The sequence below is a fragment of the Pseudomonas sp. CC6-YY-74 genome, assembly GCF_002025205.1.
GTDB lineage: Bacteria > Pseudomonadota > Gammaproteobacteria > Pseudomonadales > Pseudomonadaceae > Aquipseudomonas > Aquipseudomonas paeninsulae.
On sequence record NZ_CP019947.1, the window covers coordinates 223,031 to 241,147 of the forward strand.

Sequence of the window (18,117 nt, forward strand, 5' to 3'; positions counted from 1 at the left end):
TGCAACGCTAACACCGTGGGAAAAGCGGCAAAGGGCACAGTTCTAGTGATGGATCAGCGCGCCTGCTCCTGGCCGCTGGCTGCCGGCCAGCAATGACCGCTACCGAGCGCTTGCAGATAGTCAGCTAATGCAGCCAACGGCCGCAAATTACTCAGCGCTCAACCAGCGCTGCGACCCTCATCCTGCCCGGCGTTTGCCGCAGCGATGCGCGGCGCCAGGACATGGCTGGCAATGGCGATGGCGAGAGCGATGACAATCAGGAGCGCGGCGACGGCGAAGGTGGCGTGCATGCCGACTGCAACAGCCTCGGGAGGTGCGGTGCTGATGTCGGTCGTCGCCGCGCCGAACGCGAACACCGAGCCCATCACGGAGGCGCCGGTGATCAGGCCGAGATTGCGCGACAGGTTGAGCAAGCCGGAGACCACGCCGCGCCGGTCTGGACGCACATCCGCCATGACCGCGGTGTTGTTGGCCGCCTGGAATGGCGCATAGCCGGCAGTCAGGACGATAAGCGCGGCGACGTAACCCAGGACACCGAGACTCATGGGCAGTATGGGCAGGATGAGTGCGCCGGCCGCCATGATGCTGAGCCCGGTTATGCTCATGCGCGGTGCGCCGCAGCGATCGACGAGGCGCCCGGCCGGCACGCCCGTCAGCGCCGAGATGATCGGACCGGATGACATGGCCAGCCCGACCCGGGCCGCATCGAGCCCCAGCGCAGTGGAGAGGTAGAACGGACCGACCACCAGCGTGGCCATCATCACCGTCATGACCAGGGCGCTCATCGCAAAGCTCGCGCCGAGCGTCGAGTCGCGGAACATCGCCAGGCGGATCAGCGGTGAAGCCGCTTGGCTTTCGACCCGCAGAAAGAGGCCGGCGCCCAGCGCCGCCGCGGCCAGCAGCGCCGCATTGAGCAGGCCGAAGCTGCCGCGCCCCAGCGTCATGGCCAGCGCATAGGCGGCGAGTGTCAGGGCGAGCAGCAGCGTGCCCAAGTGGTCGAAGCGAACACGCTCAGCCTGCGCTAGCGGCCGATCGGCGGGCAGGTGGCGAGCGGCCAGGATCAATGCCAGCAGACCCAGCGGCAGGTTGATGAGGAAAATGGCCCGCCAACCGGGACCGGCGATCAGCACACCGCCAAGGGTCGGGCCAAGTGCGGTGCCGATCGCCGACAGGGTGCCGAGCAGGCCCATGGCGCTGCCGGTCTTCTCCTTGGCCACCGCCTCGCCAATCAATGCCATGGTCAGGGCCATCATGATGGCCGCCCCGAGGCCCTGCAGCGCACGGGCGGCGATCAGCAGCCAGAGCGTGGGGGCTACGCCGCACAAGGCAGAGGCGAGCGTAAACAAGAGGATCCCCGCCAGCATCAGGCGCCGGCGGCCGAGCATGTCGCCGAGCCGGCCGACACTGACGATCAGGCTGGTGATGGCCAGGAGATAGGCGAGGACGACCCACTGGACGTTGTGAAAGCTTGCGTCGAATACCTGGGCCAGGGTCGGCAAACCGATATTGGTGATGCTGCTGGCCAGCGAGGACAGCAACATGGTGAGTGACAGGCTGACCAGCGCCCACCTCGCCGACGCCCTGGGTTGCCCATGCTCCGTGACCTTTTCAGCCGTTCCCGCAGCGACTGGCTTCGCTATGAATTTCATGCTGACGACTCCCGATAGCTTGCTGTCAGGAGCTTAATGCGCTATTTGGGGTGGCGGAAGGCGCAGCATTTGCAGTTAATTAGTGCATAAAACGCCATGTCAGAATGAAAGCGTGCCGGGGGATATCTATGTCGACGCCCGATCTCAACTTACTGATTACCCTCGATGTGCTGCTCGCCGAGGGCAGCGTTGCGCGCGCCGCGCAACGCCTGCGGCTGAGCCCCTCGGCCATGAGTCGTGCCCTGGCGCGGCTACGTGAAACCACCGGTGATCCGCTGCTGGTCAGGGCTGGCCGCGGCCTGGTGCCGACGCCGCGGGCGCTCGAACTGCGCGAGCGGGTCAGTCAGCTGGTGCAGGACGCGCAGGCGGTGCTGCGCCCCGTGGAATTACTCGATCTGCAGCAGCTCGAACGGACATTCACCTTGCGCACCAGCGACGGCTTCGTGGAAAACTTCGGGGCGCGCCTGATTGCCCGCATCGCTGCCGAGGCGCCCGGCGTGCAACTGCGCTTCGTGCAGAAACCAGACAAGGACAGCGCGTTGCTGCGCGAAGGCAGCGTTGACCTGGATACCGGTGTGGTCGGCGCGGCGACCAGCCCGGAACTGCATACGCGGGCGCTGTTTCGCGACCGTTTCATTGGCGTGGTACGCAGGGGCCACGCGCTGAGCCAGGGCGACATCACGCCGGCCCGCTACGCGGCGGGTCGTCATGTACTGGTCTCGCGGCGCGGTCAGGACCTCGGCCCGGTTGCCGAAGCGCTGGCCGCGCTTGGCCTGCAGCGGCAGATCGTCAGCATCGTCGCTGGCCTGTCCGCCGCGTTGTCCCTGGCACGCGCCAGCGACCTGATCGCCACCGTTCCCGAACGGCATAGCGGTAACCTGAGCGGCGGCATGTTCAGTTTTCCCCTGCCGTTCAGCACACCGGAAATCACGGTTGCCCTGCTCTGGCACCCGCGTATGAATGCCGATCCAGCGCATCGCTGGCTGCGCGAATGCGTGCGGGACGTCTGTACGGCGCAGCTCAGTAAGCCTGCGGCGCGATAACGAAACCATTGCCTCTGAAGTGATCTACGCGGGGCATCCGGAGTTAGTCTGGCCGGTCGCGGCCGGTCACGAATGAGCGAAACCGGCCAAAAGCGGCTTGCCTGTCCTATAAATAAATATGTTCCTGTTTTTCAGTTTCCTTGAGGAAGGTTATGAGTTTGCCCCTCACCTGGGCGCTCAACAGTTCGTCCTTGATCTTGAAAAGCTCTCGCATTACCCCAAGCCGCCAGCTTTTTCTGAAGACCGATCTGCCTACGATTAATCTCTCGAAGGTGTGTTGCGCTTCGGCCTCCAGCTGACCAGTGGTACTGACTTGCTGCTGTGTGTATTCGTGCACTTTGCAAGCTTGGGGTTGCCTTGCCGGTATGACTGGCACTTGGGCACACCCTGTTCTCGCGTCGACGGCAAGCAAGTTCAAGCATGAGTTCAGTTCAGAGGTCGGCTCCAGGCGTTTCGTATCGCGGGTGCCCCTCGGGGATGGGATGTCCATAGTGACCTCGTGATTCGATTGCTGTTGTATTCAAATGTGGAGGCCGCGCTGGCGCCTGTCTGTCTGTTAACGAACACAGACGGCTACTCGTAGGCGTTGTCACACACCCTGGAAAAAAGCGATGTTCGCGACCGTCACTGCGGCCAAAAGCCGCCTGTGACTGCCCTGCTTGAGTACGACTGAAAAGCTCCGCTGTGATTGAAGATGCCCCCTCAGAGGAGCCCAGGCACGGTCAGCCCATACGCCGCTGCCCGGGCATAACACTGACCCCGAGTGCTACTCCCGGCTAAGCCAGCGCATGATCGGCGGGGAGATCCTGCCCGGACCAGTACATCAATTTGCCCTGCGGGCTAACCGCCAACCGGCCCTCGTTCGCGCTGATTCTCCTGCCACCCAGGAACAACGAACACCGGTGCATCCGCAGGTTTGAGCAGCGCTCGGCCGAGAATGTGATCCGCGGCCTTCTCGCCGATCATGATGGTCGGTGCGTTGAGGTTGCCGTTGGTGATGGCGGGCATGATGGATGAGTCCACCACACGCAGGTTTTCAATACCGTGAACGCGGCACTGGGGATCGACCACCGCCATCGGGTCGGTGCCCATGCGGCAGGAGCCGCAAGGGTGATAAGCCGTTTCGGCGCTTTTGGCCAGCCAGTCGTCAATCTCGTCGTCACTCTGCACCTGTTTGCCCGGCGAAAGCTCCTCGCCGAGGAAAGGCCCGAAAGCCGGTTGGGCGAATATCTCCCGGGTCAGGCGTAAGCCCGCGCGGAAGGCCTGCTTGTCTTCCTCTTCAGCCAGGTAATTGAGGAATATCTCCGGCGCGGCAGCCGGGTCGCTGGACTTCAGTCGCACGTAGCCGCGGCTCTTCGGCTTGTTGGCGCCCATATGCACCTGAAAACCGTGGCCCTCGGCGGCGCTGGAACCGTCGTAGGCGATGGCCCCGGCCAGGAAGTGGTATTGCAGGTCTGGATACTTGAGACCGGCGCGGCTGCGGATATAGCCGTTGGACTCAAACTGGTTACTCGCGCCCAGGCCACTCTTGAAGAAGAACCAACGGGCACCGATCAGCAGTTGGCCGAACGGGTTGAGCCAACCATTGAGGGTGATCTTCTGGGTACAAGCTTGCTGTACCCAGACCTCCAGGTGGTCGTGCAGGTTCTCGCCGACGCCAGGCAGGTCGTGAACCACCTCGATGCCATGCTTCTGCAATTGTTCGGCGGGGCCGATGCCAGACAGCATCAGCAACTTTGGCGAATTGAAGGCGCTGGCGCAGAGGATCACCTCGCGCCGCGCCTGGACCCGAAGTGTCTTGCCCTGCTGGCGATATTCGACCCCAACCGCCCGCTTGCCTTCCAGCAGCACCCGAGTGGTCAGGGCATGCATCTGCAGGTGCAGATTGCCCCGATTCAAGGCCGGTTTCAGGTAGGCATTGGCGGTGGAGCTGCGCACCCCGTCCCGCACGCTCATGTCCATCCGGCAGAAGCCTTCCTGGCGATAGCCGTTGTAATCCTCGGTCTGGCCATAGCCGGCCTGACGACCCGCCTCGATGAAGGCGCGATACAGCGGGTTCTGCATATTGTTGCCGTTGCACACCCCCACTGGCCCGCCACTGGAGCGGTACTGACCGGCGCCATACAGACAGTCTTCGGCCCGTTTGAAGTAAGGCAATACGTCGGCGTAACCCCAGCCTTCGGCGCCCAGCTCCAGCCATTCCTCGTAATCCCCGGCGCAGCCGCGGACGTAGGCCATGCCATTGATCGAGGAAGACCCGCCGATCACCTTGCCACGCGCCTGGTGAATCTTGCGCCCCTTGAGGCCCGGTTCGGCCTCGGTGTACAGCTCCCAGTCGAAACGCGGTTTATTCAGCGGGATGGAAAAGGCCGTGGGCATCTGAATGAAGATCGAGTTGTCCTTGCCGCCGAACTCGAGCACCAGCACCTGGTGCGTGCCATCGGCGCTCAAGCGATCCGCCAGCACCGAACCGGCGGAACCGGATCCGACGATGACGTAATCGAAGACCTGATCGAAGGCTTGCTCACTCATGACGTGGCTCCTTGGCGTTAGCGACCGGCAGAGGCGGGATCGTCGGGCATCCTGGTCTCGCGGCCCGGCATCTCCCGCTGGGTATGCAGGAAGAACATGTGCCGCTCGTATTGATCGAGAATGTCGCCGATCACCTGCTCCTTGGTATAACCGGCCAGATCGTAGCCTTGGCCGCCCTCGCCAATGTGGACTTCCTGGCGGTAATAGTGCGCGCCGGCACGGGTCGCGCGCATGGCAAATGCCGGCATGGCACACCGCCGCGGCCAGATCTGGTAGGTGAAATCCTGCTCGCCGCCCAGGTCCACGTTAAGCTCAAGGTGCTCGTCTTCGCCCGTCACCTCGACGACCTCCACCTTGAAGCCTTTCTCGGCCAGCACCTCATGAATCGACTCCATCGCCGGCTTGCCGACCTCGCGCAGGAAACGTTGCACCTGTTCGTGACTAGGGAAGCTCATCGCCCGGGCCAGCCGCTGCCGCCAGTTATGCGCGCCGCCTTCATCAAGCATGGTGCGTCCGGACAGGTAGCCGGCCATGCTGCCGCGAAAACTGTCTTCCTTGAGCCCTTCGATCTTCAAGGCCTTGTACAGCCCCAGCATCATCAAAAACAGCGTCAGCGCAAAGGGCAGGCCCATGATCACTACGGTGCCTTGCAGCGCGCCGAGGCCGCCGGCCATCAACAAGGCCAGGGTCAACACGCCAATGATCGCGGCCCAGAGCACTCGCATCCAGGCCGGCGCATCGCTGTTAGGGTCGCGCAGCACCGAGGTCAGGTTGGACAAGACCAGCGAGCCGGAGTCGCCCGAGGTGACGAAGAAGACGATGGCCAGAATGGTCACCACCACCGTGGTCAAACCCGCCCAGGGAAAACTCTGCAAAAACAGGTAAATCGACGAGCCCGGATTGTTCATCGCTTGCACACCAAACTCCGCGACGCCGCTACCGGTCATCACCAGATCGATAGCGCTATTACCCATGATCGACATCCACGCCATCATGAACGTCAGCGGCAGGATCAGGGTGCCGGCGACAAACTGGCGGATGGTCCGACCGCGGGAAATGCGGGCCAAAAACAATCCCACAAAAGGCCCCCAGGCGATCCACCAGGCCCAGAAAAATACCGTCCAGGCATTCAGCCAGTCGGTTGGCGGATTGAAGGCGTAGGTGTTCAGCGACAGGCTGGCAAAGTGACTGAGGTAATCACCAATGTTCAGCACCAGGGTGTTGAGCAGGAACAGGGTCTTACCGGAGAACAGCACAAACAGCAGCAAGAGCATGGCCAACAGCATGTTGAACTCGGACAGGCGGCGAATGCCCTTATCGACCCCGGTTACCGCCGAGATGGCGGAAAACACCACGATCAGCACCGCCAGCACCGCCTGGGTGAGCGTGCCCTCGGGAACATCGAACATGTAGTTGAGGCCGAAATTGAGCTGGATGATGCCGATGCCCAGGCTGGTCGCGATACCGAAGACCGTACCCAGCACGGCGGCGATATCCACCGTGTGGCCGATGACACCATTGATGCGTTTGCCGAAGATCGGGTATAGCGCCGAGCGGATGGTCAGCGGCAGGCCATGTCGATAGCTGAAGAAGGCCAGCGACATACCGACCAGCGTGTAGACACCCCACCCCGAAACCCCCCAATGCAGGAACGTCAGCTCCATGGCATGGCGAGCGGCTTCGACAGTACCGCCTTCACCCACTGGCGGCGCTAAAAATTGCGTCACCGGCTCGGCGATGCAGAAGAACAGCAGATCGATGCCGATGCCCGCGGAGAACAACATGGCCGCCCAGGTGACCACATTGAAGTCAGGGGTAGAGTGGGCCGGGCCGAGCTTCAGATTACCGAAGCGCGACAGGCCAATACAGATGACGAACAGCAAATACGCCACCACCGAAACGAAATAGAACCAGCCAAAGGTGTCGGATATCCAGGCCAGGATGGTATTGATCACAGCATTGGCCGACTGGGTGAACAGCATGGTCCAGAGGGCAAAGGTCACGATCCCGATGGCAGAGCCGTAGAAGACGATCGGGTTGATGCGGTCCTTTGGTTCAGCTGGTGTCGCTTGCGTGCTCTCAGATTCGTTCGACATGCCAGTCTCCCTAAGCAGAAGCCCGTGCCCTGCAGCCTAGGCATGACCAACGGTTGTCAGGTCAGATCGGCTCACGCTGGCACTCGGAAAAACGCCCCGGACGACAGCCCGGTAACAGACCTAACGATAGTCAAGATTCGCCAGCCATGGCGAATGGCTCGCAGGCGCGTGCGGGCTGCTTGTACTACCCGCCGCTAGAAAGCCGGCAAATTATCGACCCAGAACATGAGCCAAGAGCTTGTGCAGACACGAAGAGCTCGCCCTGCTCAAACCTGGAGCGCCTTAATCATGTGACCCAAGCTGGCCCTTGGTTGTAAGCCAGCACCTCCCCGCATCGGTGCACAGCACGGGGGGAATCAGTCGGCTGCGCTTCGTGCAGAAACCAGACAAGGACAGCGCATCGCTGGCTGCGCGAATGCGTGCGGGACGTCTGTACGGAGCGGCTCAGCAATCCTGCGGCGCGATAACGCGGCAGTGAAGGCTGAAACCATATTCCAGAGACAATCTACCAGGGTGCATCCGGAGTTAGTCCCGGTCACCAATGAGCGGAAACGACCCGGCTGTAGGTGGTCGGTCAACAAGGGCAATACTGCGTGGATGAACTCATTAACTATCTGCGTTCCGTGCGTGCATTGGAGATGCAATCGCAGGTGATCAAACAGCATCAGTCCGTAGAGTTCGAATCCTCCAAGGAGGATTTGAACCATTCAATTACAGGCCTTATAACCGAGTTTTGTTGGTGACGTGTGCGGAGGATATATCCGTGATCCTCTCGCAAAACCGTAGGCCCCAACCGCAGTAGCCGTCCATCATTCACCGCTTGTTCCACCAATGCACCCCATGCCAGCGTGAGTCCTTGGCCTTGTATGGCGGCGTTTAATAACAAGGGGTAATTGTTAAAAGTGAAGCTGCTCTTCTCATCAATGATCCCAAAGCCAGCCGATTCCGCCCACCTTGTCCAATCCAGCCATCGAGGATTGCGTTCATCCATATGCAGCAGCACGACTGACCCCAAGTCCTTTCGGGTAATAATCTGGCCCAAGCCATGTCGTCTGGCAAACGCTGGACTGCAGACTGGAAAGACTAACTCGGGCGCAAGCGTGATCTCAGTTCCCATCTGCGAATTTCGCTTACCGAAGCTGATAGCAATGTCCACATCGTGAAGATTGGAGCTGTCGTGCTGGTCTATCGGCAGCACCTGGAAACGCAAACCAGGGAAGGTCTCTTTGAGTGTTTGCAGCCGAGGCAGCAACCAGAGGTGTGAAAAACCAAAATTAGCCGCAATCGTGATCAAGGGCACATGATTGGAGAACCCGGACTGGACGCGCTCTAACGCCGAATGCAGATTCGATAACAAGGGCGAGATGTCGTGATAAAGACGCTGGCCGCCTTCGGTGGGCCTGAGTTGATTGCCGGATCGATCCAGCAACGCACCGCCCACAGACTCCTCTAGGCTCCGTATTTGCTGCGAAATTGCGGGCTGGGTGGTTCCTATTTCCTTTGCCGCAGCGGTCATTGAACCCAGCCTTACCGCTGCCTCAAATGCGAGCAACGACTTCATTGCAGGAACCCTTTTTTTTTCGCTGCTCATAAGTTTTTTGCATGCCCCGCATAAGATTCTGGTACGTATCCCCCAGCCCTGTAGCTGGCTAGTCTTGGGCTCGAACCGACACCCAAAACAATAACTGTGCGGTCATCCTCACACACAATTTTGTTCGCTGCCACGCCCCAACCAACAACCGTCGATTTAACCGGTACGCGAAGAAAAATCATGCATAAGGCTCTGCTTTGTTTAGCGTTTTCTGGACTGAGTGTTTCGTCTTTCAGTGCCTTTCCGGCTCCTGATGCCGGGTCACGCATCCCGTGGTCACTTCGATATTTGAGGTAACCGGTATTAGAAAAATTCATGCTTGGAATACCTATTCGGGGCGTTCCCAGCCACTGCATTTTTTCCAAAAATGGCTGCATACAAACGCGCAGGACACCCGACATGCAACGCTCAGAATTGAAATTCCAGCAAACGCCTCCGTCCGTAAAGCTCTTAACTGACTCGAGCGAGTTCGACATTCCCGCGTTATGGCTCCGAGAAAAAACTCAGCACGTGGATTCAACGGATGCGGTCACGAAGCAGCGCCTTTTTGACTCACACCTGATTGATCCTGAGGTCGAGTTGGTGAGCCTAGAGAAAATCTCACTTGAATTAGTGCGCCTAGTGTTCAGTGACGGCCACAGCGCCACTTATTCGACTGCGGTTCTGTTGGCTGAAATTCACGACGATGATCACTGTCCAGAACTCGTCAGTTGGGACAGTGGGCTTGATCAACGCTTGGTGCGGCATGATTGGCGTGGGCTCGATAGCGATAGTGCGTTCGAAGCGGCGCTTACCGCGTACTTGAAGTACGGTTTTATTATACTAAACAACGTGCCTAACACCCCTGAGCAGGTGCTTGATGTCGGCGCTAAGTTTGGTTATGTAAAGGAAACCAATTTCGGAAAATACTTCGAGGTCTATTCAAAGCCACTGGCTATTGATCTTGCCTACAGCAGCGTTCGATTAGGGCCGCATACGGATAATCCTTATCGAGATCCGGTGCCTGGGATTCAGCTATTGCATTGCCTTGTCAATGAGACAACGGGTGGACTATCCACGTTGGTCGACAGCGTGAAGGTCGTTGATGCACTGATGCGCGAAGACGTGGCGGGTTACCTGTTGCTTAAAAACACGCCTGTACGCTTCCGCTTTGTCGACAAAGGCGTTGAGTTAACAACCCGACGGCCAATGATCAACACCGATGAGGCGGGGAAAACATTAGGGGTGCACTACAGTCCTCGTCTCGATAGCTTGCCACTGCTGGGTGAGCGTGACGTGAAAACATTTCACAAAGCTCGCAAGCGACTTGCCGAGTTGTTCAACCACCCGGACTACGAACTCAAATTCCGTCTGCAAGCCGGCGAGCTGATGCTGTTCGACAACAGTCGAGTCCTGCACGGTCGGACGAGCTACGACCCCACCGAAGGACACCGTCACCTGCAAGGGTGCTACATCGATCTAGATGGGCCGCGTGAACGCTTCAGCGAGATCGCGAAACGACTAAAGTCAATCGAGGAGGCTGCTTAAGATGCAACAGGTCGATTTTATCCGTATGAAAGATGGGACTTTCGAGGAGTATCACTTCCTCGAACATCTTGAGCGTGAATTCAATAAAGGGCTGGCTGATCGTATTTTGACTGCATTGCAGGGGTTGGCCGGAACGCTTAGCGGCTACAAGGTCAATCGGCTGGAGCACTCGCTACAAACAGCTGCTCGCGCTGAGGCTGATGGCGCCGATGAGGAAATGATCGTTGGGGCTCTCATCCATGACCTGGGTGATGATCTGGCTCCCTACAATCATTCCCAGTACGCCGCCTCGATTATCCGGCCCTATGTACGCGGAGAAGTCTCGTGGGTGTTGCATCACCACGGGCTGTTTCAAAATTTCTACTATGCGCACCATTTTGGTGGTGATCCAAATGAGCGAGATCAGTACAGAGATCATCCTTGTTTTCAGCTGTGCGTGGACTTCTGTGAGCGCTGGGATCAGGCGTCTTTTGATCCAGATTACCCCACCCCCACTCTGGAGTATTTCGCTCCTATGGTTAGACGTATTTTCGCTCGTAAGCCTTTTGCCCCCGAAGTCTTGATGACGGAGTTTTCGTTGGCGTAGGAGGGAAGTGCTGCTGACAAATGTGCCGGCAGCGTTTTCCCGAAGGGCTGCAATTTTTTTTTAGAGCTGCAATTGAACGCAACACACTGTCCATGCTCGGCAGAGCATGTGCTTATGCCTTCTTTAGCTGCCCCCGACCATCCCTCGGCAACCGCACGCAGACTTCCAGTCCACCCAATGGCGAGGCATCGAGGCTGATGCTGCCACGGTGCAGTTCGACCACGCGCAGCACTATCGACAGGCCGAGTCCTGCGCCTTGGCCGCTGCCCTGGCGGTAGAAGCGTTCGAAGAGTTTTTCCCGCAGGGCGGCTTCGACGCCGGGGCCGCTGTCTTGGATGCGCAGCAGTACGGCATCGGCCTGTGCGTGCAGTTGCACCTGGATGCGCCCACCGGCCGGGGTGTATTGCACGGCGTTGCTGACCAGGTTTTGCAGCAGGGTGCCCAGGCTCGGGCCATCGGCGAGCAGCTGGTAGTCGGCGCTTTCGTCGACCTCGAGGTTGAGGTCCTGCTGGCGGTCGAGGGCCAGGGGGATGAGTTCGGCCAGTTCGTTGCGGACGAAGCCGAGCAGGTCGAGTTTGACCATCGCCAGTTGCACCACGTTGGGGTCGAGGCGGGCCAGGGTCAGCAACTGGGTGATGACCCGGGTGGCGCGTTCGACGCCGCCACCGAGCTGACGCAGTGCGTCGTTGCGGTCGGCCGGGTCGGGGGCTTGCAGGGCGTTTTGCGCGTGAATGCGCAGCACCGCCAGCGGCGTGCGCAGTTCGTGGGCGGCGTCGGCGATGAAACGTTTTTCCTGGTTGAGCAGTTGCTTGACCTGCATCAGCAGGCGGTTGAGTGCGGCGCCCATGGGCTCCAGTTCGGCGGGTAGCGGCGACAGCAGCAGGGGCGCCAGATTGTCCGGGGCGCGGGCCTTGATCAGTTCGGCCATGCGTTGCAGTGGACGCAGCCCCCAGCCTATGGCCAGCCATACCAGCAGGGCGAGCAGGGGCAGGCCGATCAGGTCGGGCAGCAGGCTGCGCAGGGCGACTTTACCCACCAGTTCGCCACGCACGTCTTCGCGCTCGCCAACCAGAATCCAGTGGCCATCGAGTCGGTCGCGCAGGATGAACAGGCGCCAGTGATAGTCGCCCAGAGTCACCGTGTGGTAGCCGGCCAGCTGCTCGGTGATGTGGGCCAGGAGCTCGTCGGTTGCCAGTGCGGGAGGCGAATTGTCCGTTTGCTCCAGGTCTTCGACCATTTTCTCCAGTACGCCGTTCGGCGCGCTGGCCGACTGCAGGAGTATCTGGCCGCGTTCATCGAGCACCTGGAAGGCCAGTTTGCCCTCGTAGGGGTGGCCGCTGGCGGTGTCGTCACTGCCGTCTTCATGTTGCGCCAGGATGGCCTGGTTCAGCGCACGTTGCAGGCTCTGGCGCGCGCTCGGCGGCATGTCGCGGCTGACCATGCCTTGCAGCAGGCGGGCGGTCTGCGCCAGCTGGGCATCGAACAACTCTTCGATCTCATGCTGGGCGTCGCGGTAGCTTTTATAGGAAATCAGGCTCATCGACAGGCTGAGCAAGCCGAGAACCAGCAGCAGGGTACGGGCGCGGATCGACAGCATCAGGCTTTATCCACCAGATAGCCGACTCCGCGTACGGTGCGGATCAGCTCGGGAAAGAACTTCTTGCGTAGGTGATGCACGTGCACTTCCAGGGCGTTGCTTTCCAGCTCCTCTTCCCAGCCGTAGAGCGCTTGTTGCAGCTTGTCGCGGGTCAGCACCCGGCCGGGTTGGGCGAGCAGTTCGTGCAGCAGGAGAAATTCCTTGCGCGGCAGATTGACCGCTTGCCCTTGAAAACTCACGGCCTGGCTGACCGGGTCGAGGCTGATGCCGCGGTACTCCAGGGCCGGTTGCGGGCGGTTGAAGCTGCGCCGCAGCAGGGCACGCAAACGCGCCTTGAGTTCGGCGACATCGAAGGGTTTGACCAAGTAATCGTCGGCACCGGCATCCAGCCCGGCGATGCGATCGCTGGTCGAGTCGCGCGCGGTGAGCACCAGCACCGGCACCGGGTTGGCGGCGGCGCGCAGGTGCTTGAGCACTTGCAGGCCGTCCATGCGCGGCAGGCCGAGGTCGAGGATCGCCAGTTCGAAGCTTTCATGGGTCAGGGCATGCAGGGCACTGCTGCCGTCCTGGACCCAGTCGACGGTGTAGCCCTCGGGCTTGAGGGCGGTGCGAATGCCTTCACCGAGGGCGGTATCGTCTTCGACCAGCAGAATGCGCATGGGGGTTCCTTGTCGAGGGGGCGCCATGCGCACGCAGGCGGCTGGCGATCTGTCGCCATTCAACTCCGCTCGGCGGAGTTATTCCAGTTTCTTGGCGATTTCAGCGAGCAGCTGACGCGCCTCGGTGCGGCGACCGGCATCGGCACTGGCGCGGCCGGGGCGGTCGGTCGCCTGCAGGGATTTTTCCAGGACGAGCTTGGCTTCGGCGTAGCGTTTGTTGCGCTGCAGGAAGTCGCCGTAGAAGTAGTTGGGGTCGATGCCGTCGGGGTTGAGTGCCAGGGCCTGCTTGAGCATGGCTTCGGCTTTTTCGTCGTCGCCGAAGCCGATCGGCCAGCCCGGCACCTGATAGTAGAGGCTGCCGAGGCTGGTGTAGGCGGACCCGGCCAGCGCCTGAGGATCGGCGGCCAGGGCTTGTTCGAGGCTGGCCTTGGCCTGCTTGACCAGGCCCAGCGCGCCCAGCCCACCTTTGGCGCCGGCTTGGGTGCTGAGGATGATGCCGCGCCAGATCAGCAGTTCGGCGGCCTCGGGCTCGGCCTTCAGCGCTTGCTGCGCCTGCTCGGCGAGTGTGGCGAAGGCCGCCTCGCGTTGTTTTTCCGGCAGTTGGTAATTGATCTCGGCCCAGCGGCTTTGCAAGGCTTGCAGTTGCTGCTGGCCTTGTTCGCTGAGGGCGAAGGCGGGCAGGCTGCCCAGGCAGAGCAAGGTGCAGACGAGGGTGCGGGCAAACGTCATGGTGGGGCTCCTTCAGGGCTTTGAGCGGGCGAAACGTTGAATGATCGGCAATTGCTTGCGCAGTGCCTGGTCGACCAGGCGTGGCAACAGGCCGCTGTCAGGGAATCGCGCGCGGGGCTGATTTATCACTTGAGGGTTTGCTGCGGGCGAAACGTTGAATGATCGGCAATTGCTTGCGCAGCGCCTGGTCGACCAACCGTGGCAGCAGACTGTTGAGACGCACGAAGAGTTTTTCCGGCCAGCCCAGGTAGCTTTCCTCGTGTTCGCGGCGGATGGCCTCGACCAGTTGCGCGGCAACGCTGAGCGGATCGTCCATGCTGACGTTGAGCGCGTCGTTCATCGCCACCACGTTGGCCGCGTTCATGCCGGTGCGGGTTGCGCGTGGGGCGAAGTAGAGGACCTTGATCTGGGTGTCGGCCAGCTCGCGGCGCAGCGCTTCGGAAAAGCCGCGCAGGGCGAATTTGCTCGCGCAGTAGGCGCTGAAGCCCGGATAACCGATCGAGCCGAAGGTCGAGCCCAGGTTGATCACCAGTGCTCGGGCCTGCTGGCGCAATAGCGGTAGCAGGCGATGGGTCAGTTGCAGGGTGGCGGTGACGTTGATGCCGATCAGATCGGCAATGGCCTGCTCGTCGTGTTGCTCGAGCAGGCTGAAGCAATTGACCCCGGCGGCGTTGATCAGGGTATTGATCCCGCCGAAGCGTTGGGCGGCGGCGACCACGGCCTCGCGGCCACTGCGTTGGCTGATATCGGCCTGCACCACGGTGATCGTGTCGGGGTGGCGCAGGGCCAGGTTCTGCAGCGGCTCGAGCTGGCGACCGACCAGCAGCAGGCGTGCGCCCTCGCAGACCAGACGCTCGACCAGCGCCTGGCCGATGCCGCCGCTGGCACCGGTGAGCAGGGCGCGACAATCGCTAAGGTGCATGCGCATTACTCCTTACCGGATAGGGGCAGACTGCGGAATACATCGCCATACAGGCGGTAGACCACCTTGGCGGTGTGCACCACGGCGGCCTGGTCGTCGGCGTTGTCCAGGCGGTCCATCAGTCGCTTCAGCAACTCGATGTGCTCCAGATCGAGGCTGCCGTGGGAACTCAGGTAGCTGAAGGCCTGGTTCGGCAGTTGCAACTTGTCCTGGATGATCCCGGCGACCTGAGTGGCCAGGGCGATGCTGGTGCCTTCCAAGACAGTGACCATGCCGAAGAAGCTCACCGGGTTATGCCGGGTGATGCGGTCGTAGACGTAGCTGACCATCAACTCGGTGGCCAGCTTGGGCACGCCGCCGCGTACCACCTCGGGGTTGCCGCCGCAGGCGCGGATGTCGTTGAGTACCCATTCCTGGTGGCCGTATTCCTCCTCGATGTACTCGGCGATCGCCTCGCGCAGCCACTCCAGGCGCTCCGGCAGGCGCGCGCCACAGGCCATCAGCAGCGGCACGGTGTGCTTGACGTGGTGGTAAGCCTCGCGGAGGAAGGCCACATAGCTGTCGAGGCTGACCGTGCCGGTCATGGCTTGCTGAATGATCGGCGCGCTCAGCAGGTATTCGCGTTCGCTGCGGGTTTGCTCGAGCAGGGACTCATAGAATTTCATCAGGCGTCTCCGTAGCTGGATTGATCGGCCATCAGCTGTTCGATGGCGCTTTGGTAGTGTTGGCAAAGGGCGGCGCGGCGCAGGCGGCCATTACTGGTGGCCAGCTCGTTGCTCGCGTTGAAGGGCTGCTCGGCGCGCAGCCAGTGGTGCACGCGGGCGTAATCGGGGAGCTGCTGGTTGACCTGCTCGACCGCCGCGGCGAGTTGCTGGTCGCTGGTGGTGGGCAAGCGTGGCACCAGCACCGCGACATTCGCCGGCAGCGCTTCGCCATGCAGCCAGGCCTGGGCGATCGGCAGCTGCTGGGCCAGCTCGGCCTCGACCCATTCCGGGTTGACGTTGCGGCCGAAGGCGGTGATGAACTGGTGCTTCTTGCGCCCGTGCAGGACCAGGAAACCCTCCTCGAAGTGACCGAGGTCGCCAGTGCCGAGCCATTCGCCCTGAGTTGCCGGCTCGTCCAGGTAACCGAGCAGGCGCGGGCCTTTGACCAGGACTTCCTGATCGGCGCCGAGACGGATTTCGAGGTGCTCGAGTGGCTTGCCGACGCTGCCGATACGGCGCTGTATCGGGGTATTCAGGCAAACCACCGAGGCGCATTCGGACAGGCCATAGCCTTCGAACACCGGCAGACCCAGGGCGTCGGCGCGCTCGAGCAGTTGCGGCGCCACCCGGCCGCCGCCCACTGCAATGAAGCGCAGCGAGTCGGGCAGTGGCAAGCCGCGTTCGGCTGCGCTGACCAGGGCCAGGAGCAACTGCGGCAGGAGGATCAGGCTATTGGGCTGCACGCGGTTCAGCGCGCCGAGAAAACACGGCAGGTCGAACTGGCTGGCGCCGAGCAGGCCGACCTCGGCCATCGGCAGCAGCTCGACACAGGCGCCGCTCAGCAGCGGTGCGTAGACCCCGGCGATGTTCTCCAGCAGGGTGGCCAGTGGCAGCACGCACAGGTGGCGTTCGACCTGGCAGGCGGCGCTGGCCTTGACCAGGCTACGGGCGACTTGCAGCTGGGTGTGGGCATCCAGGCAGACGCCTTTCGGTTGGCCGGTGGTGCCCGAGGTGTAGGTGATCTTGCAGGTGCCTGCCGGTAGTTCGACGGCCGAGGGTTGCGGGCGCAACAGCAGGCCGGCGTCTGTAGCAGTGAAGCCCAGGTCGCGATACACGGGGCTGTCCTGGCCGAGCAGGCAGTCGACCCCGGCGCTGTCGAGCACATGACGTTGCTGGTCGGCGGAGAAGAAACCGGGCAGCGGCACGCAGACCAGGCCGGCCTGGAGCGCGGCCAGATCCCACAGCAACCAGTCGATGCCATTGTCCAGGGCCAGGGCGATGCGTCGTGTGCCAAGCTGCGTCAGGCGCGCGCTACGGCGCGACACTTCGTCGAGCAACTGACGGTAGCTCAATTGCCGCGCGCCTTCGCGCAGGGCAATACGCTCAGCGTGCAAGGCCAATTGATCGAACAGGCTGTCAGCTGCAGGCCACATTGGGCATACCCTCCAGGGCATACAAGGCTTGGTGGCCCAGGCGCGGATAGACGCCGAGATGCAGCAGGCGTTGATGGCCAGCGTAGATGTCGCCGGCCATCACCTGCGGTAGGGCGTCGTAGTAGCGGCCCCAATCTGCCAGCTCGGTGCCCATGCAGTCCGGGTTGGCTGGCCCCAACGGCAAGGGCGTCAGGCCCAGGCGCTGGAAGCTGTTGAGCAGGCCCGGCGTACCGGTGAACGTCACCCAGCGAAAGCCCATGGCCACCAGCAGGTCGGTCAGGGCGACTATCAGCAGGCGCGCAGCGCCGGGGTTGCTGGCGGCCAGGTTGCCGACTTCGACAATCTGCTGGCGGCTGGGCGGGTTGTGTTGCTGATGGGCTGCGATCACGCCTTCGATCGATTGGCTCAGGTAGCGTTCGAGAAACAGTGGGCCATTGGCGCCACTGCGCAGACCGACCGCACCGAGCAACTGGCCGTCGACATCCTCCAGGCCGAACAGGCAAGGCATGAAGTGACTCACCCGAGCGCCATGCTGCAGCGCGAAGCGCTCGTGGATAAAGGCTTCCAGTTCCGCCCGGCGTGGGCTTGAGGCGTGCGCCAGGTACAGGCTCAGCGGTTGATCGCGGCCGATTCGAGCCAACGCATTGTCGTATTGCACCCAAGGCAGCTCCATGAGCGGCACCTCATCTGTTGGCTTGGGTATGAGTGTCGGCTGTGAGTCTTAACGCAAACTTAAGCGATCAGTAATTGGCTGGATCAGGGGGTGTTTCCCGGATTACCCAGGCGCTATCTGGGCTACGCGGCGGCTGTGCAGGGCCGACCCTGACGCGATGTTTGTGCCGCGGAGCATGTCCGCTATCGCCCTGGGTCGGGAGACCCACGCGGATGTGGGAAATGCCGCAAGCCCGGCGAGAGCGGGCGCGGCCCCCTGCAGCTGGCTGCGCTGCCGGTGATGGGGCGTCGAGTTTGTCAGCTGATCAGCTGAGTAATTTCCGGGGCCTAACCGCTATTGCGTTTAAAATGCGCCGCAACGACAAGGTGATAAGAAC

Annotated in this window: 15 protein-coding genes; 3 read left to right on the plus strand and 12 right to left on the minus strand. The window is 61.5% G+C overall.

The genetic code is table 11. The features are described from left to right. Positions 1-158 precede the first annotated feature (158 nt). The gene (locus tag B2D37_RS01060) at positions 159-1,541 is read right to left on the minus strand and encodes an MFS transporter (RefSeq protein ID WP_256573182.1); all 1,383 of its coding nucleotides are present in this window, start codon (positions 1,539-1,541) and stop codon (positions 159-161) included. A 236-nt stretch (positions 1,542-1,777) separates the two neighbouring features. On the opposite strand from B2D37_RS01060, the gene B2D37_RS01065 reads away from it, so the two are divergent. Beyond that, positions 1,778-2,692: a LysR family transcriptional regulator gene (locus tag B2D37_RS01065; protein WP_079200982.1), complete on the plus strand. Its 915-nt coding sequence runs from the start codon at positions 1,778-1,780 to the stop codon at positions 2,690-2,692. A gap of 840 nt (positions 2,693-3,532) precedes the next feature. Here B2D37_RS01065 and betA read toward each other — a convergent pair. The 4 genes from betA to B2D37_RS22960 form a co-directional block, all read right to left on the minus strand. Then, positions 3,533-5,224 carry a choline dehydrogenase gene (gene betA, locus B2D37_RS01075; protein ID WP_079200984.1) on the minus strand — a complete coding sequence of 564 codons (1,692 nt, stop codon included), beginning with the start codon at positions 5,222-5,224 and terminating at the stop codon, positions 3,533-3,535. Between the two features lie 17 nt (positions 5,225-5,241). After that, complete coding sequence (betT, locus tag B2D37_RS01080) at positions 5,242-7,320, minus strand: choline BCCT transporter BetT (RefSeq protein WP_079200985.1); 2,079 nt, start codon at positions 7,318-7,320, stop codon at positions 5,242-5,244. A gap of 664 nt (positions 7,321-7,984) precedes the next feature. After that, entirely contained in the window at positions 7,985-8,911 is a 927-nt protein-coding gene (locus B2D37_RS01085) for a LysR substrate-binding domain-containing protein (protein WP_079200986.1), read from the minus strand. Further along, positions 8,908-9,312 carry a hypothetical protein gene (locus B2D37_RS22960; RefSeq protein WP_177345170.1) on the minus strand — a complete coding sequence of 135 codons (405 nt, stop codon included), beginning with the start codon at positions 9,310-9,312 and terminating at the stop codon, positions 8,908-8,910. Before B2D37_RS22960 ends, B2D37_RS01085 begins: the two co-directional genes overlap by 4 nt. On the opposite strand from B2D37_RS22960, the gene B2D37_RS01090 reads away from it, so the two are divergent. Continuing rightward, positions 9,311-10,438 carry a TauD/TfdA family dioxygenase gene (locus B2D37_RS01090; protein WP_079200987.1) on the plus strand — a complete coding sequence of 376 codons (1,128 nt, stop codon included), beginning with the start codon at positions 9,311-9,313 and terminating at the stop codon, positions 10,436-10,438. The genes B2D37_RS22960 and B2D37_RS01090 overlap by 2 nt on opposite strands. A gap of 1 nt (position 10,439) precedes the next feature. Next, positions 10,440-11,024 carry an HD domain-containing protein gene (locus tag B2D37_RS01095; RefSeq protein ID WP_079200988.1) on the plus strand — a complete coding sequence of 195 codons (585 nt, stop codon included), beginning with the start codon at positions 10,440-10,442 and terminating at the stop codon, positions 11,022-11,024. Positions 11,025-11,136: 112 nt separating this feature from the next. Here B2D37_RS01095 and B2D37_RS01100 read toward each other — a convergent pair whose 3' ends face one another. The 7 genes from B2D37_RS01100 to B2D37_RS01130 form a co-directional block, all read right to left on the minus strand. Beyond that, positions 11,137-12,621, minus strand: a complete 1,485-nt coding sequence (locus tag B2D37_RS01100; RefSeq protein WP_079200989.1) for an ATP-binding protein — start codon at positions 12,619-12,621, stop codon at positions 11,137-11,139. Continuing rightward, entirely contained in the window at positions 12,621-13,280 is a 660-nt protein-coding gene (locus tag B2D37_RS01105; protein ID WP_079200990.1) for a response regulator transcription factor, read from the minus strand. Before B2D37_RS01105 ends, B2D37_RS01100 begins: the two co-directional genes overlap by 1 nt. A gap of 78 nt (positions 13,281-13,358) precedes the next feature. After that, positions 13,359-14,009: a tetratricopeptide repeat protein gene (locus B2D37_RS01110; RefSeq protein ID WP_079200991.1), complete on the minus strand. Its 651-nt coding sequence runs from the start codon at positions 14,007-14,009 to the stop codon at positions 13,359-13,361. A gap of 97 nt (positions 14,010-14,106) precedes the next feature. Continuing rightward, positions 14,107-14,931, minus strand: a complete 825-nt coding sequence (locus B2D37_RS01115) for an SDR family oxidoreductase (RefSeq protein ID WP_079200992.1) — start codon at positions 14,929-14,931, stop codon at positions 14,107-14,109. A 5-nt stretch (positions 14,932-14,936) separates the two neighbouring features. Further along, complete coding sequence (locus B2D37_RS01120) at positions 14,937-15,596, minus strand: TenA family transcriptional regulator (protein WP_079200993.1); 660 nt, start codon at positions 15,594-15,596, stop codon at positions 14,937-14,939. Continuing rightward, on the minus strand, positions 15,596-17,068 hold the full coding sequence (locus tag B2D37_RS01125; RefSeq protein WP_079200994.1) for an AMP-binding protein: 1,473 nt from the start codon (positions 17,066-17,068) through the stop codon (positions 15,596-15,598). The genes B2D37_RS01120 and B2D37_RS01125 overlap by 1 nt, the downstream gene beginning before the upstream one ends. Further along, on the minus strand, positions 17,052-17,741 hold the full coding sequence (locus B2D37_RS01130; protein ID WP_079200995.1) for a thermostable hemolysin: 690 nt from the start codon (positions 17,739-17,741) through the stop codon (positions 17,052-17,054). Before B2D37_RS01130 ends, B2D37_RS01125 begins: the two co-directional genes overlap by 17 nt. Between the last annotated feature and the right edge of the window lie 376 nt (positions 17,742-18,117).

Coding starts and splice junctions, on each gene's coding strand:
- B2D37_RS01060 (WP_256573182.1), bottom strand. CDS start 1,541: ATGTTGCTGTCCTCGCTGGCCAGCAGCATCACCAATATCGGTTTGCCG.
- B2D37_RS01065 (WP_079200982.1), top strand. CDS start 1,778: ATGTCGACGCCCGATCTCAACTTACTGATTACCCTCGATGTGCTGCTC.
- betA (WP_079200984.1), bottom strand. CDS start 5,224: ATGAGTGAGCAAGCCTTCGATCAGGTCTTCGATTACGTCATCGTCGGA.
- betT (WP_079200985.1), bottom strand. CDS start 7,320: ATGTCGAACGAATCTGAGAGCACGCAAGCGACACCAGCTGAACCAAAG.
- B2D37_RS01085 (WP_079200986.1), bottom strand. CDS start 8,911: ATGAGCAGCGAAAAAAAAAGGGTTCCTGCAATGAAGTCGTTGCTCGCA.
- B2D37_RS01090 (WP_079200987.1), top strand. CDS start 9,311: ATGCAACGCTCAGAATTGAAATTCCAGCAAACGCCTCCGTCCGTAAAG.
- B2D37_RS22960 (WP_177345170.1), bottom strand. CDS start 9,312: ATGTCGGGTGTCCTGCGCGTTTGTATGCAGCCATTTTTGGAAAAAATG.
- B2D37_RS01095 (WP_079200988.1), top strand. CDS start 10,440: ATGCAACAGGTCGATTTTATCCGTATGAAAGATGGGACTTTCGAGGAG.
- B2D37_RS01100 (WP_079200989.1), bottom strand. CDS start 12,621: ATGCTGTCGATCCGCGCCCGTACCCTGCTGCTGGTTCTCGGCTTGCTC.
- B2D37_RS01105 (WP_079200990.1), bottom strand. CDS start 13,280: ATGCGCATTCTGCTGGTCGAAGACGATACCGCCCTCGGTGAAGGCATT.
- B2D37_RS01110 (WP_079200991.1), bottom strand. CDS start 14,009: ATGACGTTTGCCCGCACCCTCGTCTGCACCTTGCTCTGCCTGGGCAGC.
- B2D37_RS01115 (WP_079200992.1), bottom strand. CDS start 14,931: ATGCACCTTAGCGATTGTCGCGCCCTGCTCACCGGTGCCAGCGGCGGC.
- B2D37_RS01120 (WP_079200993.1), bottom strand. CDS start 15,596: ATGAAATTCTATGAGTCCCTGCTCGAGCAAACCCGCAGCGAACGCGAA.
- B2D37_RS01125 (WP_079200994.1), bottom strand. CDS start 17,068: ATGTGGCCTGCAGCTGACAGCCTGTTCGATCAATTGGCCTTGCACGCT.
- B2D37_RS01130 (WP_079200995.1), bottom strand. CDS start 17,741: ATGGAGCTGCCTTGGGTGCAATACGACAATGCGTTGGCTCGAATCGGC.